Below are 24,479 nucleotides of genomic sequence, written 5' to 3' on the forward strand. Positions count from 1 at the left end.
ATTTACGGCGCTGCGGAGGGCAGAGAACATAGGCCATCTGGCGGGGTGGCGCCCCGCTCAGCGCGGCTTCAGCGTCGCCGCAAAGCGCTCAGGATGCCCGCCGCGATTTCCTCCACGCTGGTACTCGTCGTGTCGCGCACCGGCAGGCCCACGCGCTGGAACAGGCGTTCGGCGCGGCGGACCTCGAATTCGCACTGTTCGGGGCTGGCGTAGCGGCTGCCCGCCTTGCGCTGCGTGCGAATGGCGTGCAGGCGGCGCGGATCGATGGTCAGGCCGTACAGCTTGTCGCGGTGCTTTTCCAGCGGAACGGGCAGGGTCTCGCGCTCGAAGTCGTCCTCGGCCAGCGGGTAATTGCTGGCGCGGACGCCGTGCTGCAACGCCAGAAACAGGCTGGTGGGGGTCTTGCCCACCCGGCTGACCCCCACCAGGATCACGTCGGCCAGCCCGTACTGCCGGTCACCGATGCCGTCGTCGGTGGCCAGGGCAAAATCCAGCGCCTCCATGCGGCCCAGGTACGCGCCCGAGTCGTGCATGTCGTGGTAGTTGCCCACCGTGCGCGCCGCCGTCTGCGCCAGCTCTACCTCCAGATCGTTGATACCGGGGGTCAGCAGATCGAACAGGCGGGCGGGGGCGGCCTGCAACTCGGCCAGGACTTCGGGCTGGGTCACGGTGGTAAAGAGGATCGGGCGCTCACCCGCCGCGCTCAGGGCCGCCACTTCCTGCGCCACTGCCCGCGCCGCCGCCACGTCCGCCGTGAAGGGACGCGAGATGTAACGCAGCGGCTGCCCCGGAAAATGCGCCAGCAGCGCGCGGGCGATGTTGTCGGCGGTCAGGCCGGTGTGGTCGCTGACGAGCAGCACGGCGCGGGTGGTCAGCACGGCGCTGGCAGGCGGGATGGAAGGCATGGCCCCAGCGTGACAGGTCCGGCGGTGGGGGTGTCGCTGCCCCCGACACACCCTGCCCCCAACGCCCCACGCCCGCCCAAACCCGTTAAGCTGTGGGAGTATCCAACACTAACCCAGATGCTTTTCGCTCTTTCTATCCCACAGCAACGGAGAAACCCATGCAGATGACAAAAGCGTTCGAGACACTAAGGATGACCGATGTGGACACGGTAGGCGGCAAGAACGCCTCCATCGGCGAGATGATTCATGGGCTGGCGAGTGCCGGGGTGCGGGTGCCAGGGGGCTTTGCCACCACCGCCGACGCCTTCCGCCTGTTCCTGAGCGAGAATAGAATCGAGGAAAAGATCAACGCCCGCCTAAACGTGCTGGATGTGAACGACGTGGTGGCACTGGCCGCCGCAGGGAAAGAGATTCGCGGCTGGGTGGAGGGCGCTGCTCTGCCACAGCAACTGGAAGACGCGATTCGCGCCGACTACGAGGGCATGGCCCGCGAATCCGGCGTGACCGATCCCGACGTGGCCGTGCGGTCCAGCGCCACCGCCGAGGACCTGCCGGAGGCCAGCTTTGCCGGGCAGCAGGAAACCTTCCTGAACGTGCGCGGAATAGACAGCGTGTTACACCACGTCCGCCTCGTGTTCGCCTCTCTCTACAATGACCGCGCCATCAGTTACCGCGTCCACCAGAATTTCGCGCACGCGGAGGTGGCGCTGTCCGCCGGGATTCAGCGGATGGTCCGCACCGATCTGGGCGTGTCCGGGGTGGCCTTCACGCTGGACACCGAGAGCGGCTACCGCGACGCCGTGCTGGTCACCGCCGCGTATGGCCTGGGCGAACTGGTCGTGCAGGGCGCGATCAATCCCGACGAATTCTTCGTGTACAAGCCCGCGCTGAAGGCGGGCAAGATGGCCGTGCTGCGCCGCACCCTGGGCAGCAAGGCCCGCAAGATGATCTACGCGGACGGCGGCGGGGTGGACAGCGTGGATGTCTCGCCGGAAGACGCCCAGCGCTTCTGCCTGAACGACGCCGACTTGACCGAACTGGCGCGGCAGTGCGTCGCCATCGAGGACCATTACGAGCGCCCGATGGACATCGAGTGGGGCAAGGACGGGCGCGACGGCCTGATCTACATTCTCCAGGCCCGCCCCGAAACCGTGCAGAGCCGCAGCGGACGCACGCTGGAGCGCTTCGAGATGAGTGGCGGCGCGGGCACCGTGCTGGTGGAAGGCCGCGCCGTGGGCAACCGCATCGGCAGCGGCACTGTGCGCGTGGTCAGCGACATCTCTCAGATGAACTCCGTGCAGGACGGCGACGTGCTGGTGGCCGACATGACGGACCCCGACTGGGAGCCGGTGATGAAACGCGCCAGCGCCATCGTGACCAACCGGGGCGGGCGCACCTGCCACGCGGCGATTATTGCCCGCGAACTGGGCATTCCCGCCGTGGTGGGCAGCGGCAACGCCACCCGCGAGCTGAAAAGCGGTCAGACGGTCACGGTCTCCTGCGCCGAGGGCGATACCGGCTACGTGTACGAGGGCAAACGCGACTTCCAGGTTCACCGCATTGAGCTGGACGCCATGCCCGACGTGCCCATGAAGATCATGATGAACGTGGCCTCGCCGGACCGCGCCTTCTCGTTTGCCGCGCTGCCCAACGAGGGCGTGGGGCTGGCCCGCGTGGAATTCATCTGTTCCAACGTGATCGGCGTCCATCCGCGCGCCCTGCTGGACTACCCGGACGTGCCGGAAGACGTGAAGGCCGCCATTGACGAGCGCATCCGGGGCTACGCCTCGCCCCGTGACTTCTTCCGCGACAAGCTGATGGAAGGGGTGGCGAATATCGCCGCCGCCTTTGCCCCCAAGCCCGTGATCGTGCGCCTGAGCGACTTCAAGAGCAACGAGTACGCCCACCTGATCGGCGGCGCGGCCTACGAGCCGCACGAGGAAAACCCGATGATCGGCTTCCGGGGGGCCAGCCGCTACCGCAGCCCCGACTTCGCCGCCGCCTTCGCGCTGGAGTGCGACGCCATGCGGGCCGTGCGCGACGACATGGGCCTGACCAATGTGCAGATCATGATTCCCTTTGTTCGCACGGTGGGCGAGGCGAAAACGGTGCTGGAGATTCTGGAGAAGAACGGCCTCAAGCGGGGCGAGAACGATCTGAAGATCATCATGATGTGCGAGATTCCCAGCAACGCGATTCTGGCCGAGCAGTTTCTGGAACATTTCGACGGCTTCTCGATTGGCAGCAATGACCTGACGCAACTGACGCTGGCGCTGGACCGCGACTCGGGGCTGGTGGCGGACCTGTTTGACGAGCAGGACCCGGCGGTGCTGGCGCTGATGGCGCAGGCCATTGCCGCCGCCAAGAAAGCGGGCAAGTACATCGGCATCTGCGGGCAGGGGCCGAGCGATCACCCGGCGCTGGCACAGTGGCTGATGGACCAGGGCATCGACTCGGTCAGCCTGAACCCGGACAGCGTATTGAGTACCTGGCTGCTTCTGGCGGGGGAACGGGAGGCGGCAGCGACGGCCTGAGCGAGATCAGAAGGTTTGGGACAGATCCCTTTATGACTTGACCGGGGAGGGGCGGGAGCCGTTTACACCAAGCGTTTCCGCCCCGCATACGTCACAACCTGTCCGCCCACCCCTGCAATCAACGCCGCCGCATCCCCAAATCGGTACCCCACTTCCCCTGGCTTGTGCGCGTCGCTGCCCAGCACAAACCCAATACCGCGCTTCACCGCCTCCGCAACCAAGTCCGGCGAGGGATACGCCTCAGCCACCGGCTTGCGCCAGCCTGCCGTGTTGAAATCCAGACTCAGGCCAGCTTCCGCAACCGCGTCCAGCGCCCGCAACGCCGCCGCGCCGCCGGGGTCACGGTGGCCGAATTTCTTGGGCAGATCTAGATGGCCAATGGAGTCGAACAGGCCGGAGCGGGCCGCGCCTTCTATCAGCGCGTAGTAGTCGCCGTACAGACCCGCCAGATCGCGCGCCTCGTATTCAGCCACAAATTCCGGGTTGTCGAAGCCCCACGCGCCGATGTAATGCACGCTGCCGATCACGTAGTCCCAGTCGTGCGCGCTCAGTAGCCCTTCCACGAAACGCTCGGTGCCAGGGTGAAAGTCGGCCTCCAGGCCCAGCCGCACGTCCAAGCGTCTGGCGAAGTCGGCCTGCACGGCGCGGACCTGATCCACGTATTCCTGCAACTGGTCCAGGCGCATCCGCCACGGCGCGTCGTACCACGCGGGCATGGGGCAGTGATCGGTGAAGCACAGGCCCGCTAAACCCGCGTCCAGGGCGGCCTGGGCGTATTTGCGAGGCGTGCCCGTGGCGTGGCCGCACAGCGGCGTGTGCAGGTGGGAATCGAACAGGCGAGGGAGCATGGGGGACAGCGTACGCGAGGGCGGAGGGTTCAGGAGCAGGGGGCGTCAGTCTGCGCCGGGCACAGGGTCAGTCCGCCGCGCCGGGGGCCACACCCGCCGCCCGAACACATGCAGCAGCAGCCCCACGGCAATTAGGGCCGCGCCCGCCACCTTGCCCGGTGGAAAGACCTCGTGGTAGACGATAGCGCTGGAGATCAGCCCAAACACGGGGACCAGCAAGGAGAGCGGCGCGACGCGTCCGGCACCGTGGCGCTGGATCAGCAGGGACCACACGCCGAAGCCCAGCACAGTATTCGCCAGTCCCATGTACAGCACGGCGGCCCACAGCTCCCAGCCGCCGTGAAACAGCGCACGGGCCACTGCGTCCCAGCCGTTGACCACGCCCGACAGCAGGGTCAGAGGAAGAGGGGCGATCAGGCTGCTCCAGATCACCAGCGAGAAGACGTTCGCGCCGCCCGAGGCCCGCACCAGCAGGTTACTGACCGCCCAGCCCAGCGCGGCCACCAGCGTCAGGCCCAGCCCCAGAACGCTGACCTGCCCACCCGACAGCAGCCCGATCACCGCCATGCCCGCGAAGGCCAGCGTGATGCCCGCCGCCTGCCACGGCTGAATGCGTTCGCCCAGAAAAGCGGCGGCCAGCAGCGCCGTGAAGAACGCCTGAATCTGCATCAGCAACGAGGCCAGCCCGGCGTTGAGGCCCAGCGCAATCGCCAGATACAGCAGCCCGAACTGCACCACGCCCACCGCCACGCCGTAGCCCCACAAAATTCGGGCAGGAACGGCGGGAGGTCTGACGAAAAACACCGCCGGAACTGCCGCCACCGCGAAACGCAGGGCGGCCACCAGCAACGGCGGCGCATCGGCCACGGACCACTTGATCACCACGAAATTCAGGCCCCAGATCAGTGTGATCAGCAGCGCCAGCAGCAGGCCGCGCGTCCCGAGAGGCTGGGTTCCGGGCGCGGGGGCAGAAACGGTCATGTGGGCAAAAGTGTAACGCCGGGCCAGGAAAGGCCGTCCCCCTTCGCTGGATGCATGATTAAACGTTCTCTGCGTATACTCCTTGCCTATGACGAAGGCCACCAAGTCCGCAAAAAAGGCACTGAAGCCCGAGAAGGCAAAAATCGCATCTGCATCACAGATGAATAAAAACACGCTGCTGACCCCGGAGACCTTACCTACTCCGGTGATGGCGGGCCGCGACTTCCTGAGCAATCTGGACATGTCGGCTGCCGAATTGCGCGCCGTGATGGACACCGCCCATAGCATGAAACGCGGCAAGTGGCGCGGCGTCAAACCGCTGTCGGGCCTGAGTCTGGCGCTGGTGTTCGAGAAGTCCAGCCTGCGGACCCGCACCACCTTCGACGTGGGCATGTACCAACTGGGCGGCCACGCCATTACCCTCAGCAACACCGAGATCGGCCTGGGCACCCGCGAACGCGTGTCCGACGTGGCGCGCAACCTGGAACGCTGGGTAGACGGTGTGATGGGCCGGGTCTACCTGCAACAGACCCTGCACGAACTGGCCGATCATGCCGCCATCCCCGTCATCAACGGCCTGAGCGACATGCTGCACCCCGCGCAACTGCTGGCCGACTACCAGACCATCGAGGAAGAATTCGGCACCGATCTGCGCGGACGGCGGGTGGTCTACATCGGGGACGGCAACAACCTCGCCAACAGCCACATCCACATGGGCATCCTGACCGGCAGCGACGTCACAGTAGTGACCCCGGTGGGCTACGAACCCAACGCGGGCGTGCTGATGGACGCCGTGCAGCAGGGCACCCGCATTACCCTGACGCACGATCTGGCCGCCATCGAAGGGGCGGACGTGCTGTACACCGACGTGTGGATCAGCATGGGCATGGAAGCCGAGGCCGACATCCGCCGCCGCGCCTTCCAGGGGTATCAGGTCACGCCGAGGATGCTGGACACCCTGGCCCCGGACGGCATTTTTCTGCACTGCCTGCCCGCCCATTACGGCGAGGAAACCGTGCCGGAGGCCACCGAACACCCCAAGAGCCGCGTCTTCGATCAGGCCGAGAACCGCCTGCATGCGCAGAAAGCGCTGCTGTATCACCTGATGGGCGACATGAAACCACGGTGGTGAGCGTTCGACGCTAGGGTGTGAGCATGCAAGTGGGAGTCGTCACAGTGGACGCTGAAGGGGCCATCACGCTTCCGGCAGAGGCAGTGCAAGCGCTGGGAATCGCGGAGGGCGACGTGTGCTGTTTTGTTACAGACGAGCAGGGCCGCATCACCCTCCAACTCCTGCGCAGGACCCTGATGAGTGAACAGGATGAATGGCTTGATCTGGTCAACCGTCACAATCAGGTCATCGGCCAGATCACGCGGGAAGATGCCTGGGCCAAGCGTCAGCCCGTGCGCGTTATCAACGCCTTTCTGATCAACTCGCGCGGCGAATTGTGGATTCCACGCCGCACCGCCTCCAAACGGATGTTTCCGAACTGTTTGGATATGGGCGTGGGCGGTTATGTGGAACGCGGCGAGGACTACTTCAGCGCCTTTAGCCGCGAGACGCGCGAGGAATTGAATCTGGACGTGGATGGGCTGGACTGGCGAGAAATCGCCGTTCTCTCCCCTTTCCATACAGGTCTGAGCGCGTTCATGCGGGTCTACGAGATCAGGACTGATAGCGCGTCCGACTTTAATCCCGCCGATTTCAGCGAGGCGTGGTGGCTGACGCCTGCCGAAGTGCTGGCCCGCATTGCTGCGGGAGAACCGGCCAAGAGCGATCTGGCCGAACTTGTGCGGCGGTGCTATCCATGACCCCCCACCGCGTCGTCCTGCGCCATCTGCGCCCCCAGGACGCTCCCGCTTTCGTGGCCTACCGCAACGATCCAGAAATCGCGCGTTTCCAGGGCTGGACCCTGCCGTATGCCCTGAAAGACGCCGAAGCCCTGATCGAGAAGATGTACACGCGCACGCCAGAACAACCGGGCTGGACGCAACTGGCCCTGGTGGATGCCAGCACCGGGGAACTGCTTGGGGATTTCGCGGTCAATCGGGCTGTCCCTGATCACGGCGCACAGGCCGAGATCGGCTTCACGCTGGCCCGGCACGCCCAGGGGCGCGGGCTGGCGTCCGAGGGGCTGGGGCTGTTGCTGGCGCAACTGTTCGGCCCATACGGCCTGCACCGCGTCTACGCCCACATCGACCCGCGCAATGCTCCCGCCGCCGCGCTGCTGCACCGCGCAGGCTTTCGCCACGAGGGCACGGCGCTGGAAAGTTACTTGCACGCGACTTCTGAATATGGCGGAGAATGGACCGACGACGCCCTGTATGGGCTGCTGGCGCGGGAGTGGCGCAGTCACGCCAAACAGTCAGAACAAGGAGATGGCCTGATATGACCCCCAAAATCTTCATCGACGGCGAGGCGGGAACCACTGGCCTGCAAATCCGCACCCGCCTCCAGAACAGAACCGATATCGAGTTACTGAGGATTGATCCGGCGCAGCGCAAGGACGCGGGCGCGCGGGCCGAATTGCTGAACGCGGCAGACCTGAGCATTCTGTGCCTGCACGACGACGCAGCGCGCGAGGCGCTGATCCTGACCACCAACCCCCATGCCCGCCTGCTGGACGCCAGCACCGCCCACCGAACGGATAAAAACTGGGTCTTCGGCTTTCCCGAGCTGAACGCCACCCAGCCGGAGCGTATCCGCACGGCGCGGCTGGTGTCCAATCCAGGCTGCTACAGCACTGGGGCGATTGCGCTGCTGGCCCCGTTGACGGCGGCAGGCCTGCTTCCCGGCGATTTTCCCCTGACCATTCAGGGCTACAGCGGCTACAGCGGCGGCGGACGCGCGCTGGTGGACGCCCACGAGAAAGGCGAGGCCCACCCCATGCGCGGCGATTTCATCAGTTACGGGCTGACGCTGGACCACAAGCATGTGCCCGAGATCATGTACTACGGCGGGTTGTCACGGACACCCATCTTCACGCCGCATGTGGGCGGCTGGGCGCAGGGCATGACCGTGAATATTCCGCTGCATCTGGGCGAATTGGGTGTGACGGCAGATGCTCTTCGGGACGCACTGGCGGCCCACTATGCTGGACAGAAATACGTGCGCGTCTTTTCTGAGGCCGACAATCCCGCCGTCCTTGATCCGCAGACCCTCAACGGCAGCAACGATCTGGAGCTGTTCGTCTACGGCTCAGCAGACGGGCAGCGGGCAGTGCTGGCGGCGCGGCTGGACAACCTGGGCAAGGGGGCGGGCGGCGCAGCGGTGCAGAATCTGGAGCTGATGCTGAACCTCTAAGACGGCCCTATCTCAAGACTACTTTGCTGGGCAGGCCACGCGCCGGTAAGCGGCCTCGCGCCCGCCGCGCAGATACGGGTCTTTGAACATCGAATTGATCTTCAGGCGGCTGGCCCCGGCGCAGTTCAGGAATTTCTGCCTGTACTCCACGTTCAGGGCAGGCTTGCCGCGCCGGACGTACTCGGCCAGCGGCTCACACTCGTCAAATTCATGGCAGCTCTCGTTCAGGATGCCGTCGAACTTGTCAGCCAGCCGCCGCCCGGTGCGGTCTTTCAGCAGCACCTTATCGGGGCCGTTTTTCTGGAAGATCGCCAGCCCCTGCGCGTGCGCCTCGTCGGCCAGCCAGCCGGAGAAATCCACCTGATCCTGAAGGGAGATCACGCCCCCCGGCACGTTTTCGTCGTTCTGGAGGTTGTCCGGCTCCAGCGCCTGAAACCCTTTCTTGCGGCACATCCGCAGCCTCTGGCGCAGAATAGCGGCCAGCACCGAATGGGGCCGGAAGACGTCACGCACGTCCACGAACGCCTCGTCCTGCCAGTTGGGGTCCACACCCAGTTTCAGCCGGGCCGGGTAACGCGCAGAGTCGGGGCGGTACGGCTCATAGCTTCCAGCGTTGATGTAGCACACCGTGTACAGGCCCTGTCTTTTAAGCTGGGCCACCTGCGCCGCCGTGGTCTCGAAGCCGTCCAGATCGATCAGCCTGATGCCCGGCGGAACGCGGACCTGCGCCGCCGTCTGCGCGCCGATCTGCCAGTCCCAGCCGTACAGCCCGGCGGGCGGCGGCTGAATGCGCGGCACAGGCAGACCCAGCCCCGACTCGCTCAGCAAACCACACACCGTCAGGATGCCCAGAGCCAGCCCCGCCTTTCTCATCCTTGTACCCTATCCCCAAAATAAGCCCGACGGCGGCTGCTGACCTGATGTACAGTAAGCAGACCGACAATTCACCCCCTGGAGGAATCCCTATGGCAGCGAAGTTCGTGTTGAAGATGTCCGGCGATCAGTTCATGTTCAATCTGGTGTCCGGCAACGGCCAGACCCTGCTGACCAGCGAGCGCTACACCACCAGGGCCGCCGCAACAAACGGCATCGCCTCGGTCAAGAAGAACGCCGCCAACGACAGGATGTACGAGATGACCGCCAGCGGCAAACGCTTCAACCTCAAGGCGGGCAACGGTCAGGTGATCGGCGGCAGCCAGAACTACGCCAGCGAGGACAGCGCCAGAGCGGGCATGGAATCGGTCAAGGGCGCAGCAGCGGAAGCGCTGGTAGACGATCAGACGGCAGAGACCTGACTGAATCAGCCCTGAGAAGAACAGACCCGGTTGAGCGGCCTCAGCGTTCGCCTATTGCCAATTTCACCGCAGGCTGAGAAGCAGGGCGCTGGGCTTCCGGTCCGGCCTCATCGGGCCTGCGGGTCTGGACGGGGGTGGGGTCCGGGAACTGCGGATTGGCCTTGCGGTCCGGCGTGCGGGGGTAGGTGCGGGCATCGACGCCCCCAGCGACATCAATGCCGCCGATCTGGCCGGATTCGCGCAACTTCAACCGGGTGGTGCGGGCGGGCAGGCCCATCGCGATGCCGTGCGGCTCGATGTCGCCGCGCAGCAGGGCGTGGGTGGCCAGCAGGGCGTCGTCGCTGACCACGCTTCCGGCCAGCACGGTGCTGTGGTAGGTGATGCGCGCCCCGCGCCCGATCACGGTGCGGCGCAGGGTCACGTCCGGGCCGTCCAGCACGCTGTGGGTGTGGCTATAGATGTTGACGTAATCGCTGATGCTGGCGTTGTCGTGCAGTTCGATACCGCCGATGTCGTCCAGCAGCACATGGCGGTGGACCACCACGTCGTTGCCGACCTCCATGTTGTAGCCCACGCTGAATTCCACGTTCTGCCAGCATTTGAAGTCGCGGCCCACACGTTTGAAGATGTGCCCGGCCAGAATGCGCCGCAGCGGAATGCCCATGACCGGATTCTGGCCCACGGGGGTCAGGTCCATGTTCTTCCAGAGCCACAGCAGCGGCTTGACCGCCGCGAACTTCTCCGTGTCGGTGGTCAGGTAATACTCGGCCTCGAAGGTCACGTTGCGGGCGTCCAGATTCAGGGCGGCCAGCGGGGCGTCGCTGAGCAGATCGGCGTAACTGCGCCCGTACATGGCCTGCGCCAGCACGTCGCGCGCCAGGACTGCACGGTCACAGCCTGGATCGCTCAGGCGGGCGTCCAGATCGCCCAGAAAGGTGGTGTACGCGGCCTGGGCGTCCGCCGCGATGTCTACCGGTTTGAGCCAAGTCACGCCCGATACTTTACTCGCCTACTGTGAAAAGTAAAGTGGGTTTGTGCGGACAGGTGAAGTGCTGTCCGTTCCCGCACCTGACGGCCTGGTTAGTTTTTCAGACTGAGGGGCGGTTTCCGGGGACCGACCACCATCTTGGCGGCGCGTAACTTGCCCTGCCATAGCGCCAGCTCCCCGCGCTCAGTGGTTGCGTCGACGGCGCTGGCCCGGTTGTTGCGGCAGACGCTGCGGGTGGCGCTGGTGCAACTGGGGGTCCAGAGGTTGTTGTACCAGGCGTTGCCGTTGCCGTGAAAGCGCGTCCAGCCGATCAGGTTGTCCTGGACGGAATTGCCAAAGAAAGTGGGCGGGGACTGGCGTGCGCCGCCCAGAATGTCCCACACGTAGATCCCGACATTCGCGGTGGGGATGATCTCGCCGCCCGGCAGGCGGCCCGTGGACAGGATGCGGTTTTGCCAGACGTGCTGATCGTGTCCGCCCGCGATGGCCACGCCCTGATTGGACGTGTTGATGATCTGGTTGCGGTAGACCTCTGTGTGGCCCCCGGCCACCGACAGGTCCTTCTCGCTGCCGTCGCCCAGCATGATGCCGCCCCCCGAATAGGCCTTGTCTTTCAGCGGATCGACGGCGTAGGCCCCGTGAATGTAATTGTTGTGAATACGGATGGGACTGCTGGCCGTGCCGCTGGTCTCGTACAGGTTGATGTTTTCCTCGGGCGCGCTCTTGCCGGGCTGGTTGACCATCGCGTTCCAGGCAATTTCGATGTTGGGCACGCCGACCACACGGTTGAGCTGGACCGCCTGCACGTTGTAGCGGCTGCCCGTCGTGCGGCCCGTGCGGTCCACATAGCGGCCATCGACATCCTGCACCTTGTTGCGCAGAATCTTGATGGTCTGGCCCAGGGCCGCATTTCCCTCGAAGCGGTTGATATACATGCCGGACGTACCTTGCAGGTAATTGTTCTCGGCCCGCAGATTGGCGATAAATTCGACGGCCAGGAACCGCCCCGGATAGGCCCCGTCCACCTGTGGATTCAGGCCGTAGCCGTGGGTGTTGCGTACGGTCAGATTGACATGAAAGCCGCGAATCAGGTCTCCGCGTCCCCGCAGGTAAGAATCCTCGATGATCACCGGCTCGCGCGTGGCGATGGTGATCACGGGAATTCTGGGGTTCAGGCTCTGCCAGTTGCCCCGGTACGTGCCCCCTTTGCGGATGACCACAGGGCCGCTGTAATCCAGGGCCGGGCCAGGAAGGAGAGTCATATTCGCCGGGGTCAGGGAAAGGGCGCTCAGGCCCAGTCCCATCACCAGTGCCGCTGCCAGGGCAGCCCGGATGGACGCGTGATTCAAACCTGTTTACCTCTGCTTCATCTTAACCGCACGGAATACCGTTCGGGATGAGCTTTTTCTTACTTTTCACACTTCAGGGGGGGGAGGGGGTAGAGCAACGGCAATAGACCGCCCCACGCCCCGCCGCTCTCAGCTTTGAAGATGACGCCCCCGGAGACATCGTTGCGAACCACGCCCAGGGCTGCCCAGCAGCGGCCAAATGCGCGGCAGGACGGAAACGACAGCGATATCCAGCTTGGGAAGCACTTGCGGGAGCTTTTAGCTTTTGGCGGTGAGAGAAGCCAGAGACCTATCGAAGCGGTCTCCACGTACCCGACAGTGGACCAACAAGCAGGGAATTAATAAAGCCCCGCGCTGGGCGAGGCTTTCTGGTGGTGGATCGTGTAGGAATCGAACCTACAACCCGCTGATTAAGAGTCAGCTGCTCTACCAATTGAGCTAACGATCCAGAGCAGAGCGGAGTATAGCAAGTTCTCAGCCTCTGTCAAGCCGCGCCTGCACGTCCGCCGCCAGATACAGGCTGCCCGCCACCAGCAACGTGCCGCCCACCGGGGTCAGCGCCAGCGCGTGGGCCAGCGCCTCGGCGGGATCAGGCAGGGCCACGCCGCCAAAACGGGCAGCCAGTTCCTGCGGTGGCGTGGCCAGATCGCCCGTGGCCGTGAAGACCCGCACCCCCGTCAGCGGCAGCAACGGCGCAAGCGTGGCCGGGGTGTCCTTGCGGGCCAGATTGCCGAACAGCAGCACGTCGGCATGGGGCACGGCCAGGGCCAGGGCGCGGGTGGCGTGTGGGTTGTGTGCGCCGTCCAGCAGCACGGTTTTGCCGTCCACGCTCAGGCGTTCCAGGCGCACGGAATGCCGGGCGTTCAGCGCCGCCGCCACACCGCCGCCGTGACCCAGCGTCCGCAGGGTGGCGGCGGCCAGGGCCGCGTTGAGATGCTGATGCGCGCCTTCCAGCCAGGGCGCGTGGGGCAGGGCAAAGAGTTCAGAATGGGTCCGGGGGGTCAGCAGCGGTGCGCCGATCTCGCCCGCCACCTCCCGCGCCACGGTCAGCGCCTCGCCAGTCGCGGTGGTCAGCAAAGGAACGCCAGGGAGGGCCGCCCCCGCCTTGTCACGGGCGATCTGGGCCACGGTGGCTCCCAGCACCCCCGTATGATCAAGGTCCGCGTTGGTCAGCGCAACCGCCACCACATTGCCCAGCGTCTGGGTGGCGTCGCTCCTGCCGCCCACGCCCGCTTCCATCACAGCCACCTCTATCCCGTCCTCGGCAAAGACCCGACAGGCCAGCGCCAGGGTCAGATCGAAGAAGGCGGCGTCCGGGGCATGGATTCTGGCCCACTCGATAAAGCTGCGTGTGCGTGCCGGACTCAGGTTGACGCCGTTCACGCGGATGCGTTCCTCGTAGGCGTGCAGATGCGGGCTGGTGAAGCGGCCCACGCGCAGCCCAGCGGCCAGGAGGCCCGCTTCCAGCATGGCGCAGGTGCTGCCCTTGCCGTTGGTGCCGATCACGCGGATGGACTGAAAGCGGGTGTCGGGTGACCTGAGCGCGTCCAGAAGCGCCCGTGCGCCCCCCGGCCCCCGCGCGCGGCCAGAGCGGGTGCGCGAGAATAGCCAGCCATAATCGGGCAGAGCAGTACCGGGGAAAGCAGTGTCGGGCAGCCGGGTCACAGGCCCAAAGTAGCGCACCGGCCCGGACGCACAGGCCAGCGCGTCCGGGTAGCATGCGGGGCGTGAGCCAGACATCGTTCCCGAGGCAGGCACCGTCCCCAAGTCAAACACCGTCGCCCCGCGTGGGTGTGGTGATGGGCAGCCGCAGCGATTTTCCCACGATGGAGGGAACGCTTGAGATTCTGGCCCAACTCCAGATTCCCTACGAGGTCCGGGTGCTGTCGGCCCACCGCACGCCGGACCTGCTGCCCAGTTACGCGGCGCGGGCCGAACGCTTGAATCTGAGCTGCATCATCGCCGGGGCGGGCGGGGCGGCGCATCTGCCAGGAATGCTGGCAGCCTTCACGCGCGTGCCGGTGCTGGGCGTTCCAGTGCAGTCCCGCGCCCTGAGCGGCAACGACAGTCTGCTGAGCATCGTGCAGATGCCGGGGGGCGTGCCCGTCGCCACCTTCGCCATCGGGACGGCGGGGGCAAAAAATGCCGCGCTGTTCGCCGCCGCCATCCTCGCCACCACGGATGAAGAAGTTCGGGACCGGTTGAACACCTTCCGCCAGCAGCAGACGCAGGCCGTGCTGGACGATCCTTTTTTTGAAGGCCACCCCGAAGCAGGCGCGGAATGAGCGCCGACTCCCCGCATCTGGGCATTCTGGGCGGTGGGCAACTGGCGCAGATGCTGGCGCTGGCCGCCCTGCCACTGGGCGTGCGCGTGACCGTGCTGGAGCCGGACGCGCTGGCCCCCGCGCGGCTGTGCGCCACGCACCTGCACGCGCCGTACACCGACGCGGCAGGGCTGGACGCGCTGGCCGGGTGCGACGCCGTGACGCTGGAATTTGAGAACGTGCCGGTTGAGGCGTTGACGGCGCTGGAAGGCCGCGTGCCCGTGCGTCCGGGTCGGGGGCTGCTGGAGCGCAGCAAGCACCGCGCCCGCGAGAAAGAGGCGCTCCAGGAGGCGGGGGCGCGGACTGCACCGTTCGTGGTCATCGAGACCGGGACCGATCTGGACGGCGCGCTGGAGCGGGTCGGCGGGCAGGCCATCCTCAAGACCTCCGAACTGGGCTACGACGGCAAGGGGCAGGCGCGCGTATTGGATACGGCAGGCTTGCGTGTTGCCTGGGACGAACTGGGGCGCGTTCCCTGCGTGCTGGAAGGATTGGTGCAATTCGGGCGCGAGGTCAGTCTCGCGGTGGCGCGTGGCCCGGACGGTGCGCTGGCCTTCGGACCCCTGACCCAGAATGTCCACAGAGACGGCATTCTGCGGACCAGCCTGTTTCTGGAGGGTGACCCGCACGAGGCCCAGGCCCGCGAGATCGCCGGGCGGGTGGCGGGGGCGTGGGCACTGGAAGGCTTGATGACGCTGGAATTCTTTCAGCTCCCCGGCAGCGAACTGCTGGTCAACGAGGTGGCCCCGCGCGTCCACAACAGCGGCCACCTGACCCAGGACGGCGGCGGCGTCAGCCAGTTTGAGGCGCAGGTGCGCGCCGTGCTGGGGCTGCCGTTGGCCGACTGGCGGCCCCTGCACCCCTGCGCGATGGTCAACATCATCGGGATAGAGGGACCAGATGGGCAGAGTCTGGGGCCGGACTGGGCGGGCATCGACGCGCTGCCCGGCACGCGGCTGCATCTGTACCACAAGGCGTGGCGGGCGGGGCGCAAGCTGGGGCATGTCAACCTCGTGGCCGCAGACGAGGCGACCCTGCGGGAGCGGCTGGCACAACTGGAGGCGCTGATTCCATGACGGCCCCGCACGTTCCCAGCGAACTCCGCACGCCCCGGCTGTTGCTGCGCGCTCCCCGGCCAGAGGACGCGGCGGCGCTCCACGCGGCAGTTCAGGTCTCGCTGCCCGAACTCCAGAAGTGGATGGTCTGGGCGCAGGACCCGGCTGATCTGGCTGAGACTGCCGAGAATCTGCGCGGGGCCGCTGAGCGCTACGCCACCCGCGAGGAACTGCGCCTGCTGGTCTGGAATGCGGCAGGAACGGAACTGATCGGCAGCAGCGGCTTTCACGCCCTGAACTGGCGCGTGCCGAAGGGCGAGATCGGCTACTGGATTTCTAGCGCCCACACCGGCCTGGGCTACGCGCAGGAGGTGGCCGGGGCGCTCACCACCTTCGGCCTGAAGACGCTGGGGCTGCGCCGCATCGAGATCCGTTGCGACAGCGCCAACGAACGCAGCGCCCGCATTCCCCGCACGCTGGAATACACCCTGGACGCCACCCTCAGAAACGACGCGGTGGCGGCGAACGAGCCGGGCAGGCTGCGCGACACCCTGATTTTCAGCGTGGTGCGCTAAAGCAGTGTCATAAAAAGACCATTTTTATGACCGAGCGGAGCGAGAGACTTTTGTCGAGCAGGATGGACTTGCAAAGCTGCGGAGCAGAGAATGGAGTCGCCGGAAGTCCTTTTTTCCGGCGACGTAATTCGGAAACCTGCGCTAGCGCCTGCCCAATCGGTATCAGGGTGTGATGCGCGTGCCCGCCTCGCCCCGTACCGCCGCTGCCAGCACCCCCGCCGTCATCCCGCTGGCGATGGTGGCGAACGGTGCGCCGCGTTCCAGGGCATCCAGCGCGGCACGGACCTTGGGAATCATGCCCCCGGCGATCCAGCCTGCCGCCACGCCCGCCTCGACCTCAGCACGGGTCAGGTGCGGGGCCAGACTGGCAGGATCGGGATAGGCGCGGTAGACGCCGTTCACATCAGTCAGGAAGACGATGCCCTGGCCCAGTGCCCCGGCCACCGCCCCGGCTGCCGTGTCCGCGTTGATGTTCAGGGCCTCGCCGTCCGGTCCCACGGCGACGCAGCCCAGCACCGGGGTGATTCCAGCACCCAGCAGGGTTCGCAGGAGATCGGCATTCACCCCCGTCACGCGCCCCACCCGGCCCAACTCGGGATCGAGAATTTCGGCGCGCAACAATTCGCTGTCGCGGCCCATCAGGCCCACCGCCTGCCCCACCTCCTGACTCAGACGCTTGTTCAGCGCACACAGCGCCATTTCCACCACGTCCATCAGTTCGGGGGGCGTGACGCGCAGCCCGTCTTTGAAGGTGCTGGTCAGGCCGCGCACACTCAGTTCCCGCTCGATAAAAGGACCGCCGCCGTGAACCACCACGGGCAGGTGTTCAGCGCGCAGGGCCGCGATCTCGGCGGCCACCGCCCGGCGCAGTTGGGGGTTTTTCATGGCGTTGCCGCCGTACTTGATGATCATGGGAGCAGTTTAGGGGAGGGGTGTCAAACCCGTCTGAATCTCCTGTTCAAACGGTTTGACGATTCCCGTCAGCCTCCCTACGCGTACTGATGCTGCATCAGCAGAATCTTCAGCTCGTGTGGACTGGTGGCCGAGGCCATCGCGTCCTCGGTGGTCATGTGGCCGCCCTGCACCAGCGAGGCAAGGTGCTGATCGAAGGTCTGCATACCGCGTGCGCCGCCTTCCAGCAGCGCCTGCTTGATTTCCTCGGTGCGTTCGGGGTCCTTGATGCACTCGCGGACGGTGGGCGTGCCCAGCAGGATTTCCATGCCCAGCACCCGGCCCCCGCCCTGGCGCGGCAACAGACGCTGACTGACGATGCCCACCACGCTCTCCGAGAGGCTATGGCGCACCTGGAGGCGCTCGTGCGGCGCGAAGAAGTCGATGATGCGGTTGACCGTGCGAACGGCGTCCTGGGTGTGCAGCGTGCTGAAGACCAGATGCCCGGTCTGCGCAGCGCTCAGGGCCGCCTCCACCGTTTCCTTGTCGCGCATTTCGCCGATCAGGATCACGTCGGGGTCCTGACGCATGCTGGCGCGCAGGCCCGCCGAGAAACTCAGGGTGTCCATACCCAGTTCGCGCTGGCTGATCATGGCCGCACGGTCCCGGTGCAGCACCTCGATGGGGTCTTCCAGGGTCACGATGTTGACCGGCTGATGGGTGTTGATGTAATCGATCATGCTCGCCAGCGTCGTGGTCTTGCCCGATCCGGTGGGGCCAGTCACCAGCACCAGACCACGCTCGTGCTGCGTCAGTTCCTTGAAGGTACCCTGCGGCAGTCCCAGTTGCTCGAATGTGGGAATGGCCTTGTCCTCGATCACGCGCATGATCAGGCCCACCGTGCCGCGCTGGTAGTAGGCGTTGACCCGGAAACGGGCCAGCCCGGCAATCCCGTAGGCGAAATCGGCCTCGCGGCGGTCCTGAAACTGTTCCCACATGGTCCCCGGCATCATCTCGCGGGCGAAATCGGCGACATGTTCGGGGGTCAGGCGGCCCTCGCCGTAGCGTTTGATCAGGCCGTTGACCCGTCCTGCCGGGGCACTGCCCGCACGCAGATGAATGTCGCTGGCCCGGTCTTTCACGATGGCCGTCAGTATGGAATTGAGAACACTCATCTGGACACCATCATCTGATTCTCAGAGTAGTGGCCGGGGTCTTACAGTTTTCTGCGTGGCTGGGCGGGCAGATCCTGCCTTCAGGGCGACAGACGGGCCGAGGAGTCGTCAACTTGAACCGCACTGGACAGCAATTCCAATGCTTTTACGCCGTCTGTGCAAAACGTGGCAGCCCAGGGCAAGACCAAAAGAACTGCGTGTCAGAGCGACTTCTCGCCTCCAACACGCGGTTCTGCCGCCCCAAGATCAGAAGTTTCAGGACGGAGCGGCTTCCGGCATGACCTCGTCCTGCGGGCGGGCCGTGTCCTTCTCGCCGCGCAGCCTGCGGCTTTCCAGGTCCGCGTGCTGGGTCAAGTAACGCAGCCACGCCTTGGCCGTCAGCGGTCCCAGGCCGTTGTGGTTCACGGTTGCGCCGTCCTCCGGCGGGTTGGCGTGCAGTTGCCGTGCCAGATCGACGGTGCCGGAGCGGGTCTGGGACAGCAGGCTTCGCAGTTCGCCCAGCGTCACGTCCTGCGCGGGGCGGTAGGCATGGTAACTGTCGGATTCGTGCAGCCGCTGCCCCAGCGCCATCCGCAGGCGGTTCTGGCCCCAGCGCTCGATGCCGATGATGTGAGACAGCACCTCGCGGTTGGCCGGGGTGTCGGCGGCCCGCGCGGCGCGTCCGGCCAGCGCGATGCCGCCGCGTTCCAGGCCCTGGCCCAGATCGGTGTAGCTGCTGCGCCCGGCGGGGGCTTCCAGCACGCGCGACACCACGAATTCCTTGACTTCTCCCTTGCGCTGGCGGGCCAGATACGCGGCCCCGGCGGCCAGCCCCACCCCGGCCACCGTGATCAGCGCCGGAACGAGGGTCTTGTTGCTGCTCGACTTGGTCATGGTGCAGTGTACGGGGCCAGGGCCAGGGAGGTTCCCGTCAGGAGGTCTGAAAGCCTAAAGGTTTGAAGGCTCCAGCACCCCGTCCGGCGTGCCGATCAGGACCACGCGCGAGTCGGCAGCGCAGGGCAGCACGGAACTCAGCATCAGCGGGTGGGCCAGGGTCAATTCGGGCAGGCCCAGGCCCAGGCCACGCGCCGCCCAGCCGAAGCCCTTGCCCAGCCGCGCGCCGTCCCCGCCCACCGCCACGCTGGCGATCACGGCGGCCTGCGCGCCTTCCAGCGGGTGTTTGCCCGGCACGTACAGCACCGGCTCGCCCACCCCCGGCATGGCGCTCAGGCGTGCGCCCGCCGGGTCTGTCAGCCGCCAGTACCAGACCTGCCCGTGCTGGGCTGGCTTCTTCTGGTGGGGCACGTACAGCGTGACTCCCGCTTCCAGCGCCAGCTTCCTGAGCGGAGCCAGCACCCGTTCCGGGCCGACGATCAGGGTGTGCAGGCCCGACACCTGCGGATGGGCCAGCAGGTGGCGGCCCGCCTGCCGCGCCCGCGTGAAGTTGGGGTGGTGGCCGTGCGGCGGCAGCGGGTAGGCGCAGGCCCGCGCCCGCATCAGCGCGGTCCAGAGCTGTTCGCGGTACGCGCCAGGGGTGACGGAACTTTCCACCCTTCAGGGTAACCTCGCTGCAACCTCACTGCCCCTGACGGGGGATACGCCCAGGGTCATTTGAGCGTAAATTGAGAGGTAGACCGGATCCCGATTGCCGCTGGAGGCTTCCATGAAAAGACCGCTGCTGCTCGCTGCCGTACTTTATCTCGCCGTCTCTGGGGGGGCGCTGGCCGACCATCAGGCCGCGAACCTGAAAGCCTTCAAGACGGTCTGCGTCTCCGGGGATTTTAAGGAACAGGGCGAGGCCAACGAGGCCGTGCTGGATGAATTGCTGGGGCGCATGGGAGACGCCCTGGACGGGGCCGGGATCAAGGTTGCCACCGACTGCAAGCTCGAAAACAGCGTCACGGGCAAGACGCAGCTCAACCTGTACTTCACCTTCACCACCACCAAGGCGGGGACGGCCTTTGAGGCCGCCCTGGAAGCCTGGCTGAACACGGACGGCCCCTATACCGATGTCACCATCTGGCGCGATTCCTTCTTCGGCACCATTGAGGTGGGCAGAGGGGCTGATCTGGCCGCAGACGATCTGGATGAGCTGCTGGACGGCTTTATCGATGAATGGGACAGCGTCCACTGAGGGTCGTGTTGTCTGGGACAGGCGGGTCAACCCGCTTCACCCCGGTTAGAGCAGTTGTCATAAAAATGGTCTTTTCATGACCGAGCGAAGCGGGTGACTTTTACCGAGCAGGATGGAGAATGGAGTCACCGGAACAAAAGACTTCCGGTGACTCCATTTGGAGAACTGCTCTAGACTCTGCCCATGACAGTGGTGCGGGTGGCGGCGGCGGCCTACGGGGTGGACTTCCTGCCTGACTGGGCGGCCTACGGGGCGAAAATCGGCGGCTGGGTGGCCGAGGCGGCGGACGCGGGCGCGGAGTTGCTGGTCTTTCCCGAATACGCGGCACTGGAACTGGTGGCCCTGCTTCCCGCCGCCCTGCACCACGACATGCTGGGAATGCGGCCCGCGCTTCAGGATCTGCTGCCCGGTTTCCTGGGCCTGCACGCCCGGCTGGCCCGGCAGCACGGCGTGTGCATCGTGGCGGGCAGCTTTCCAGTTCAAAACGGCAACAGCTTCACCAACCGCGCCCACGTCTTCGCGCCGGACGGCAGCCACACCTGGCAGGACAAGCTGCTGATGACCCGTTTCGAGGCTGAGGAATGGCAGATTTCCCCTGGCGAGGGGGTGCGCGTCTTCGCGCTGGACCTGCGGGGCGGCGAGACCCTGCGCTTTGGCGTCGCCATCTGCTACGACAGCGAATTTCCTGACCTGGCCCGCAGGATGGCCGAGGGCGGTGCGGAATTGCTGTTGGTGCCGTCCTTCACGGGCAACCGCGCCGGATTTACCCGCGTGCGGGTGGGCAGCATGGCCCGCGCCCTGGAGGGCCAGTGCTACGCCGTCCACGCCCCGCTGATCGCCGACGCCCCGTGGTCCTACGCCCTAGAGGACGCCGTGGGCCGCGCCGCCATCTACGCCCCCGCCGACAATGGCCTGCCCGAGGACGGCATCGTGGCTGAGGGCGGCTGGAACACGCCGGGCTGGCTGATCCATGACCTCGATCTGGCCCTGACCCGCCACGTCCGTGCGGACGGCCACGTGCTGAACTGGCGGGACCGGACGGCGGCTGGAGAGCGGGCCACCACTGCCGAGGCCATGAATCTGGGGGTGGGTGTTGTCCTCTGAAATGATGGTCCGGCGGCTGACCGCCGAGGACGCCGCGATCTACCGAGAGGTGAGGCGGGCCGCCCTCCACAGTGACCCGGACGCCTTTATCACCACGGCTGCCGAGTTTGAGGCCAGGACGCTGGAATCCATCGCCACGCAACTCGCGCCGCGCCCAGCGTTCGTGACTTTCGGCGCGTTTGTGGGCAGCGAATTTGTGGGCAGCGAACTGGTGGGTCTGCTGAGCCTGGGACGCGAGGAACGGCCCAGGTTGAAACACCGGGCCAACATCTTCGGCGTGTCCGTCTCACCGCAGGCACGGGGTCAGGGTTGCGCGGACGCGCTGATGCGGGCAGGGCTGGCCCACGCACGAGCCTGGGACGGCGTGACCTCGGTCCACCTGTCCGTCACCGAAAGGCAGACCGCCGCGCGCCGCCTGTACGAGCGCCACGGGTTCTGGGTCTGGGGCACGCAGCCCGACGCCGTGCAGGATGACGGAGGCCGCGCGCTGATCGAGCATCACCTGTCCCTGCTGCTGGGCGGGGCCATAGCCTGACCTGATGCTTCACGCAAGCCCCTGGCTTTAGACATGGGGTCAGTGAAGCCGAGTCGCTACGCGACTCGCTTGCTTTTCATCGTTGCTGAAGCCATAATCTTGATGTGTTATTCCGTCAGAGCAAGAACGAGAAGCGGCGATATTTCGTCCGCAAGCTCACCTTGCCTGGCCGTTTAAAGCCCCGTCTGGATGAGCTTTCTCTGGCAAGTGGAGCGTTGTACTCGGCGGTGGTCACGGCATTCTGGCGGACCCTGCGCCGTTCAGCGGGACGCAGCAAGAAAGGCGGTCCGCGTGATCCCCGCCGCAAAGCGGTGTTCCTTTCTTCGGGGACGCTTCAGAAGTGGTTCCCGAAGGATGCGGAGGGTCTGCTGCACTCTCACACCTGCGACGCGGTGGTCGATCATTTCGTCGCGGCGATGGACTCTGCCCGCACCCGGAAAAAGCACGATCCGGCTGCGCGGTTTCCCCGCCGACTCAAAAAGTACTTCAAGGTCACCTTCAAGAGCACTGCGGTTCGGGTGCGGGATGGACAGCTTCTGCTGTCCACCGGGGATAAGAAGCGGCCGGTGGTCATTCCCTGGACCTTCGAGCTGCCTGTTGCTGTCGAGATCGGCTGGCGGGAGTCGGGGGGCTACGAGCTGCGGGCGATGTACCCGGACACCCGGGGGGTTCAGGTCGCCATCGGGGAAAAGGTTGCTGGCCTGGACATCGGTGAGCTCCGCATCGCCGCTGTGTACGACGGCGAGGAGGTTGAGCTGCACTCCGGCCGGCTGATCCGGGCAAGGAATCACTACGCGAACAAGCAGCAGGCGAAGCTCGACGTACGGATCAGCAACAAGAGGAAGCTGACAAAGGCCGGAACGCGCAGTTCGAAGCGGCTCAAACGACTTCAGCGGGCCCGGCGTTTGATGCGCGCGCGCATCAAACGGCAGAACAAAGATCAACTGCGCAAGCAGGCCAGAACTATCGTCTCCACCCTCCATGAAAGACGGGTGCAGACGGTCGCGGTTGGTGACCTTTCCAACATTCGTGACAGCATCGACTTCGGAAAGAAAGCCAACCAGAAGCTGCATTTGTGGGCATTTGGCCAGTTTCTGGCCGAACTGAAACTCCAGGCGACAAAGTTTGGCCTCAGCGTCAAGGTGGTCGATGAATCGTTTACCTCTCAGACGTGCCCGTGGACCGGAGGCCGGAAAAAGCCGAAGGGCCGAACCTTTGTTTCGCCGTGTGGAACGCACCACATGGATCGAGACGGCGTGGGAGCGGTGAATATCAGGGCAAGGTATCTGGAATCCCTGGCAGGCAAGGGTTCGGCCTACGGCCGAACCCCCACGCTGCCGTGGACTCCCGTAATAGCCGGGATGGCACCGGTCACCCGTGGCAGACGCTACCGGGTGTTACACGCTCAGAGGAGTAATCCTCAGGGCATGGAAGGGTCGACAAGACCTTAAGAATCCCCTGCCTTCAGGCATGGGGAGTGTCAAAGCGCAAAGGCCAGCGCCGGACCCTCAGAGAGAATCCGGCGCTGACCCTTGAAAACGTTGGTGCTCGGGATGGGACTTGAACCCACACAGCTAAGCTACACGCACCTCAAGCGTGCGCGTCTACCAATTCCGCCACCCGAGCGCAGATCAAGCGAGGCAAAGCAATCTTAGGGGCGACCCCGGCCCATGTCAAGACGTGACCACTTGGGCTGTGGTACCTTTACGTTTGCCGCCGCGAGCGGTTCGGCCCGACTTCCGAAGAGTGAAGCCGGATTTTGCCGGAGCTGCTGCGCGCGGGACTTCAAATAAGAGAGGCAACACCCATGATCGACAAGAAAGCCACCATCCAGGCCCACGCCAAGAGCGACAAAGACACCGGCAGCACCGCCGTCCAGGTGGCGCTGCTGAGCGCCCGCATTAACAATCTGGGCGCACACCTGGCCGAGAACAAGAAGGACAAGCACGGCCAGCGCGGCCTTCAGCTCATGAACGGCCAGCGCCGCCGCCTGCTGAAGTACCTGGAGCGCACCAGCTACGACGAGTACATCGCCCTGACGGATCAGCTCAAGATTCGCCGTGGCCAGCGCATCGTCCGCTAAAGTCCAGCAACTGCAAAAGCCGCCGCCCGGAAGATGGGGTGGCGGTTTTTTGTGGCCTGGACTTTGAGCTGAAGCGTATTTTTGTCGGTGGCCCGCTTCTCGGTAGGACCACAGAACGGCGTGGAGTCGTGGTCAAGCGGCTTGAGGAGGCGGCAACCGAAATAAGAGGAGTTCTTCCATCGTCCAGGGATGATCCGTCAGGCCCGCCGCCATTCCTGGCGTTCGCTCGGTCCAGCGACGATCTCCCCGCAGCCGAAGGGAGCGATGGGGACGGATGAAGTTGTAGGCCACCAAAACCAGAAAGAAATGGCGTTCCAGTCGCTCCTGATCGCTCCCGGCATGCCGGGAGCGTCGTGTCAGTGCTGGGAGCCACGTTCGTAGGGTTGCATTCAGACGCTCGACAAACGCTGTATTGATCGT

General features: G+C 65.5%; 24 protein-coding genes, 2 tRNA genes and 2 pseudogenes. 14 read left to right on the forward strand and 14 right to left on the reverse strand.

Going from position 1 to position 24,479, the window contains the following annotated elements; all coding sequences use genetic code 11:
• Window positions 1–68: 68 nt before the first annotated feature.
• Window positions 69–905 carry a pyruvate, phosphate dikinase/phosphoenolpyruvate synthase regulator gene (gene ppsR, locus Q319_RS0108565; protein WP_051655218.1) on the reverse strand — a complete coding sequence of 279 codons (837 nt, stop codon included), beginning with the start codon at window positions 903–905 and terminating at the stop codon, window positions 69–71.
• Window positions 906–1,063: 158 nt separating this feature from the next.
• Here ppsR and ppsA point away from each other — a divergent pair, with 158 nt between their 5' ends.
• A complete protein-coding gene (gene ppsA / locus Q319_RS0108570; protein WP_029481859.1) occupies window positions 1,064–3,439 on the forward strand; it encodes a phosphoenolpyruvate synthase in 2,376 nt (791 codons plus the stop codon).
• Window positions 3,440–3,501: 62 nt separating this feature from the next.
• On the opposite strand, the gene Q319_RS0108575 is transcribed toward ppsA, so the two are convergent.
• Both Q319_RS0108575 and Q319_RS0108580 read right to left on the reverse strand, forming a co-directional pair.
• Entirely contained in the window at window positions 3,502–4,287 is a 786-nt protein-coding gene (locus tag Q319_RS0108575) for a histidinol-phosphatase HisJ family protein (protein WP_029481860.1), read from the reverse strand.
• Window positions 4,288–4,332: 45 nt separating this feature from the next.
• Complete coding sequence (locus tag Q319_RS0108580) at window positions 4,333–5,268, reverse strand: EamA family transporter (protein ID WP_029481861.1); 936 nt, start codon at window positions 5,266–5,268, stop codon at window positions 4,333–4,335.
• Between the two features lie 208 nt (window positions 5,269–5,476).
• Between Q319_RS0108580 and argF the strand changes: the two genes are divergently transcribed.
• The 4 genes from argF to argC are packed head-to-tail and all read left to right on the forward strand — an operon-like array spanning window position 5,477 to window position 8,572.
• Window positions 5,477–6,400 carry an ornithine carbamoyltransferase gene (gene argF, locus Q319_RS0108585; RefSeq protein WP_029481862.1) on the forward strand — a complete coding sequence of 308 codons (924 nt, stop codon included), beginning with the start codon at window positions 5,477–5,479 and terminating at the stop codon, window positions 6,398–6,400.
• Between the two features lie 23 nt (window positions 6,401–6,423).
• Complete coding sequence (locus tag Q319_RS0108590; protein WP_281173830.1) at window positions 6,424–7,080, forward strand: NUDIX domain-containing protein; 657 nt, start codon at window positions 6,424–6,426, stop codon at window positions 7,078–7,080.
• The gene (locus Q319_RS0108595; RefSeq protein WP_034414355.1) at window positions 7,077–7,661 is read left to right on the forward strand and encodes a GNAT family N-acetyltransferase; all 585 of its coding nucleotides are present in this window, start codon (window positions 7,077–7,079) and stop codon (window positions 7,659–7,661) included. The genes Q319_RS0108590 and Q319_RS0108595 overlap by 4 nt, the downstream gene beginning before the upstream one ends.
• Window positions 7,658–8,572 carry an N-acetyl-gamma-glutamyl-phosphate reductase gene (argC, locus tag Q319_RS0108600; protein ID WP_029481865.1) on the forward strand — a complete coding sequence of 305 codons (915 nt, stop codon included), beginning with the start codon at window positions 7,658–7,660 and terminating at the stop codon, window positions 8,570–8,572. Before Q319_RS0108595 ends, argC begins: the two co-directional genes overlap by 4 nt.
• Window positions 8,573–8,590: 18 nt before the next feature.
• Here the strand turns inward: argC and Q319_RS0108605 are convergent, their stop codons facing one another.
• Complete coding sequence (locus tag Q319_RS0108605) at window positions 8,591–9,445, reverse strand: endo alpha-1,4 polygalactosaminidase (RefSeq protein WP_051655220.1); 855 nt, start codon at window positions 9,443–9,445, stop codon at window positions 8,591–8,593.
• Between the two features lie 92 nt (window positions 9,446–9,537).
• Between Q319_RS0108605 and Q319_RS0108610 the strand changes: the two genes are divergently transcribed.
• Window positions 9,538–9,867, forward strand: coding sequence for a YegP family protein (locus Q319_RS0108610; RefSeq protein WP_029481867.1), 330 nt, complete (start codon window positions 9,538–9,540; stop codon window positions 9,865–9,867).
• A gap of 40 nt (window positions 9,868–9,907) precedes the next feature.
• Here Q319_RS0108610 and Q319_RS0108615 read toward each other — a convergent pair whose 3' ends face one another.
• From Q319_RS0108615 to Q319_RS0108630, 4 genes are all read right to left on the reverse strand, one after another.
• Window positions 9,908–10,858: an acyltransferase gene (locus tag Q319_RS0108615; protein WP_051655221.1), complete on the reverse strand. Its 951-nt coding sequence runs from the start codon at window positions 10,856–10,858 to the stop codon at window positions 9,908–9,910.
• Window positions 10,859–10,947: 89 nt separating this feature from the next.
• Window positions 10,948–12,204 carry a hypothetical protein gene (locus Q319_RS0108620; protein WP_029481869.1) on the reverse strand — a complete coding sequence of 419 codons (1,257 nt, stop codon included), beginning with the start codon at window positions 12,202–12,204 and terminating at the stop codon, window positions 10,948–10,950.
• Between the two features lie 372 nt (window positions 12,205–12,576).
• Window positions 12,577–12,652 (reverse strand) — tRNA-Lys (locus Q319_RS0108625).
• A gap of 26 nt (window positions 12,653–12,678) precedes the next feature.
• The gene (locus Q319_RS0108630; protein WP_081845952.1) at window positions 12,679–13,944 is read right to left on the reverse strand and encodes a glutamate ligase domain-containing protein; all 1,266 of its coding nucleotides are present in this window, start codon (window positions 13,942–13,944) and stop codon (window positions 12,679–12,681) included.
• A 47-nt stretch (window positions 13,945–13,991) separates the two neighbouring features.
• Here Q319_RS0108630 and purE point away from each other — a divergent pair, with 47 nt between their 5' ends.
• From purE to Q319_RS0108645, 3 genes are read left to right on the forward strand one after another with little or no spacing between them, the layout of a single operon-like run.
• A complete protein-coding gene (gene purE / locus Q319_RS0108635; protein ID WP_029481871.1) occupies window positions 13,992–14,489 on the forward strand; it encodes a 5-(carboxyamino)imidazole ribonucleotide mutase in 498 nt (165 codons plus the stop codon).
• On the forward strand, window positions 14,486–15,604 hold the full coding sequence (gene purK / locus Q319_RS0108640) for a 5-(carboxyamino)imidazole ribonucleotide synthase (protein WP_029481873.1): 1,119 nt from the start codon (window positions 14,486–14,488) through the stop codon (window positions 15,602–15,604). The genes purE and purK overlap by 4 nt, the downstream gene beginning before the upstream one ends.
• Window positions 15,601–16,158: a GNAT family N-acetyltransferase gene (locus tag Q319_RS0108645; protein ID WP_029481875.1), complete on the forward strand. Its 558-nt coding sequence runs from the start codon at window positions 15,601–15,603 to the stop codon at window positions 16,156–16,158. Before purK ends, Q319_RS0108645 begins: the two co-directional genes overlap by 4 nt.
• A 162-nt stretch (window positions 16,159–16,320) precedes the next feature.
• Here the strand turns inward: Q319_RS0108645 and argB are convergent, their stop codons facing one another.
• The 4 genes and pseudogenes from argB to Q319_RS0108665 all read right to left on the reverse strand — a co-directional run bounded on the left by argB (window position 16,321) and on the right by Q319_RS0108665 (window position 19,754).
• On the reverse strand, window positions 16,321–17,070 hold the full coding sequence (argB, locus tag Q319_RS0108650) for an acetylglutamate kinase (RefSeq protein WP_029481877.1): 750 nt from the start codon (window positions 17,068–17,070) through the stop codon (window positions 16,321–16,323).
• A gap of 77 nt (window positions 17,071–17,147) precedes the next feature.
• A pseudogene (locus Q319_RS0108655) lies at window positions 17,148–18,227 on the reverse strand (PilT/PilU family type 4a pilus ATPase); the annotation flags it as partial.
• A gap of 252 nt (window positions 18,228–18,479) precedes the next feature.
• Window positions 18,480–19,097, reverse strand: a complete 618-nt coding sequence (locus Q319_RS0108660) for a DinB family protein (RefSeq protein ID WP_029481881.1) — start codon at window positions 19,095–19,097, stop codon at window positions 18,480–18,482.
• Window positions 19,098–19,151: 54 nt separating this feature from the next.
• Complete coding sequence (locus tag Q319_RS0108665; RefSeq protein ID WP_029481883.1) at window positions 19,152–19,754, reverse strand: 5-formyltetrahydrofolate cyclo-ligase; 603 nt, start codon at window positions 19,752–19,754, stop codon at window positions 19,152–19,154.
• A 112-nt stretch (window positions 19,755–19,866) separates the two neighbouring features.
• On the opposite strand from Q319_RS0108665, the gene Q319_RS0108670 reads away from it, so the two are divergent.
• The 4 genes from Q319_RS0108670 (at window position 19,867) to Q319_RS0108685 (ending at window position 23,427) form a co-directional block, all read left to right on the forward strand.
• Window positions 19,867–20,337 carry a hypothetical protein gene (locus Q319_RS0108670; protein ID WP_029481884.1) on the forward strand — a complete coding sequence of 157 codons (471 nt, stop codon included), beginning with the start codon at window positions 19,867–19,869 and terminating at the stop codon, window positions 20,335–20,337.
• Window positions 20,338–20,520: 183 nt separating this feature from the next.
• Entirely contained in the window at window positions 20,521–21,441 is a 921-nt protein-coding gene (locus Q319_RS0108675) for a carbon-nitrogen hydrolase family protein (protein WP_029481885.1), read from the forward strand.
• On the forward strand, window positions 21,428–21,976 hold the full coding sequence (locus Q319_RS0108680; protein ID WP_245619059.1) for a GNAT family N-acetyltransferase: 549 nt from the start codon (window positions 21,428–21,430) through the stop codon (window positions 21,974–21,976). The genes Q319_RS0108675 and Q319_RS0108680 overlap by 14 nt, the downstream gene beginning before the upstream one ends.
• A gap of 104 nt (window positions 21,977–22,080) precedes the next feature.
• Window positions 22,081–23,427 (forward strand): RNA-guided endonuclease InsQ/TnpB family protein, encoded by a 1,347-nt coding sequence (locus Q319_RS0108685; RefSeq protein ID WP_156039241.1) that lies wholly within the window; start codon window positions 22,081–22,083, stop codon window positions 23,425–23,427.
• Window positions 23,428–23,518: 91 nt separating this feature from the next.
• Here Q319_RS0108685 and Q319_RS0108690 read toward each other — a convergent pair.
• Window positions 23,519–23,602 (reverse strand) — tRNA-Leu (locus Q319_RS0108690).
• Between the two features lie 181 nt (window positions 23,603–23,783).
• Here Q319_RS0108690 and rpsO point away from each other — a divergent pair.
• On the forward strand, window positions 23,784–24,059 hold the full coding sequence (gene rpsO / locus Q319_RS0108695) for a 30S ribosomal protein S15 (protein ID WP_029481888.1): 276 nt from the start codon (window positions 23,784–23,786) through the stop codon (window positions 24,057–24,059).
• Window positions 24,060–24,191: 132 nt separating this feature from the next.
• Here rpsO and Q319_RS28220 read toward each other — a convergent pair.
• Window positions 24,192–24,479 (reverse strand): annotated as a pseudogene (locus tag Q319_RS28220) (IS1-like element ISBeg1 family transposase); the annotation flags it as partial.

This window comes from Deinococcus marmoris DSM 12784 (assembly GCF_000701405.1).
Taxonomy (GTDB): Bacteria; Deinococcota; Deinococci; order Deinococcales; family Deinococcaceae; genus Deinococcus; species Deinococcus marmoris.

Excerpts from the sequence above, each read along its gene's own strand:
- ppsR (WP_051655218.1), bottom strand. The coding sequence starts at position 905 with ATGCCTTCCATCCCGCCTGCCAGCGCCGTGCTGACCACCCGCGCCGTG.
- ppsA (WP_029481859.1), top strand. The coding sequence starts at position 1,064 with ATGCAGATGACAAAAGCGTTCGAGACACTAAGGATGACCGATGTGGAC.
- Q319_RS0108575 (WP_029481860.1), bottom strand. The coding sequence starts at position 4,287 with ATGCTCCCTCGCCTGTTCGATTCCCACCTGCACACGCCGCTGTGCGGC.
- Q319_RS0108580 (WP_029481861.1), bottom strand. The coding sequence starts at position 5,268 with ATGACCGTTTCTGCCCCCGCGCCCGGAACCCAGCCTCTCGGGACGCGC.
- argF (WP_029481862.1), top strand. The coding sequence starts at position 5,477 with ATGGCGGGCCGCGACTTCCTGAGCAATCTGGACATGTCGGCTGCCGAA.
- Q319_RS0108590 (WP_281173830.1), top strand. The coding sequence starts at position 6,424 with ATGCAAGTGGGAGTCGTCACAGTGGACGCTGAAGGGGCCATCACGCTT.
- Q319_RS0108595 (WP_034414355.1), top strand. The coding sequence starts at position 7,077 with ATGACCCCCCACCGCGTCGTCCTGCGCCATCTGCGCCCCCAGGACGCT.
- argC (WP_029481865.1), top strand. The coding sequence starts at position 7,658 with ATGACCCCCAAAATCTTCATCGACGGCGAGGCGGGAACCACTGGCCTG.
- Q319_RS0108605 (WP_051655220.1), bottom strand. The coding sequence starts at position 9,445 with ATGAGAAAGGCGGGGCTGGCTCTGGGCATCCTGACGGTGTGTGGTTTG.
- Q319_RS0108610 (WP_029481867.1), top strand. The coding sequence starts at position 9,538 with ATGGCAGCGAAGTTCGTGTTGAAGATGTCCGGCGATCAGTTCATGTTC.
- Q319_RS0108630 (WP_081845952.1), bottom strand. The coding sequence starts at position 13,944 with ATGTCTGGCTCACGCCCCGCATGCTACCCGGACGCGCTGGCCTGTGCG.
- purK (WP_029481873.1), top strand. The coding sequence starts at position 14,486 with ATGAGCGCCGACTCCCCGCATCTGGGCATTCTGGGCGGTGGGCAACTG.
- Q319_RS0108645 (WP_029481875.1), top strand. The coding sequence starts at position 15,601 with ATGACGGCCCCGCACGTTCCCAGCGAACTCCGCACGCCCCGGCTGTTG.
- argB (WP_029481877.1), bottom strand. The coding sequence starts at position 17,070 with ATGATCATCAAGTACGGCGGCAACGCCATGAAAAACCCCCAACTGCGC.
- Q319_RS0108660 (WP_029481881.1), bottom strand. The coding sequence starts at position 19,097 with ATGACCAAGTCGAGCAGCAACAAGACCCTCGTTCCGGCGCTGATCACG.
- Q319_RS0108670 (WP_029481884.1), top strand. The coding sequence starts at position 19,867 with ATGAAAAGACCGCTGCTGCTCGCTGCCGTACTTTATCTCGCCGTCTCT.
- Q319_RS0108675 (WP_029481885.1), top strand. The coding sequence starts at position 20,521 with ATGACAGTGGTGCGGGTGGCGGCGGCGGCCTACGGGGTGGACTTCCTG.
- rpsO (WP_029481888.1), top strand. The coding sequence starts at position 23,784 with ATGATCGACAAGAAAGCCACCATCCAGGCCCACGCCAAGAGCGACAAA.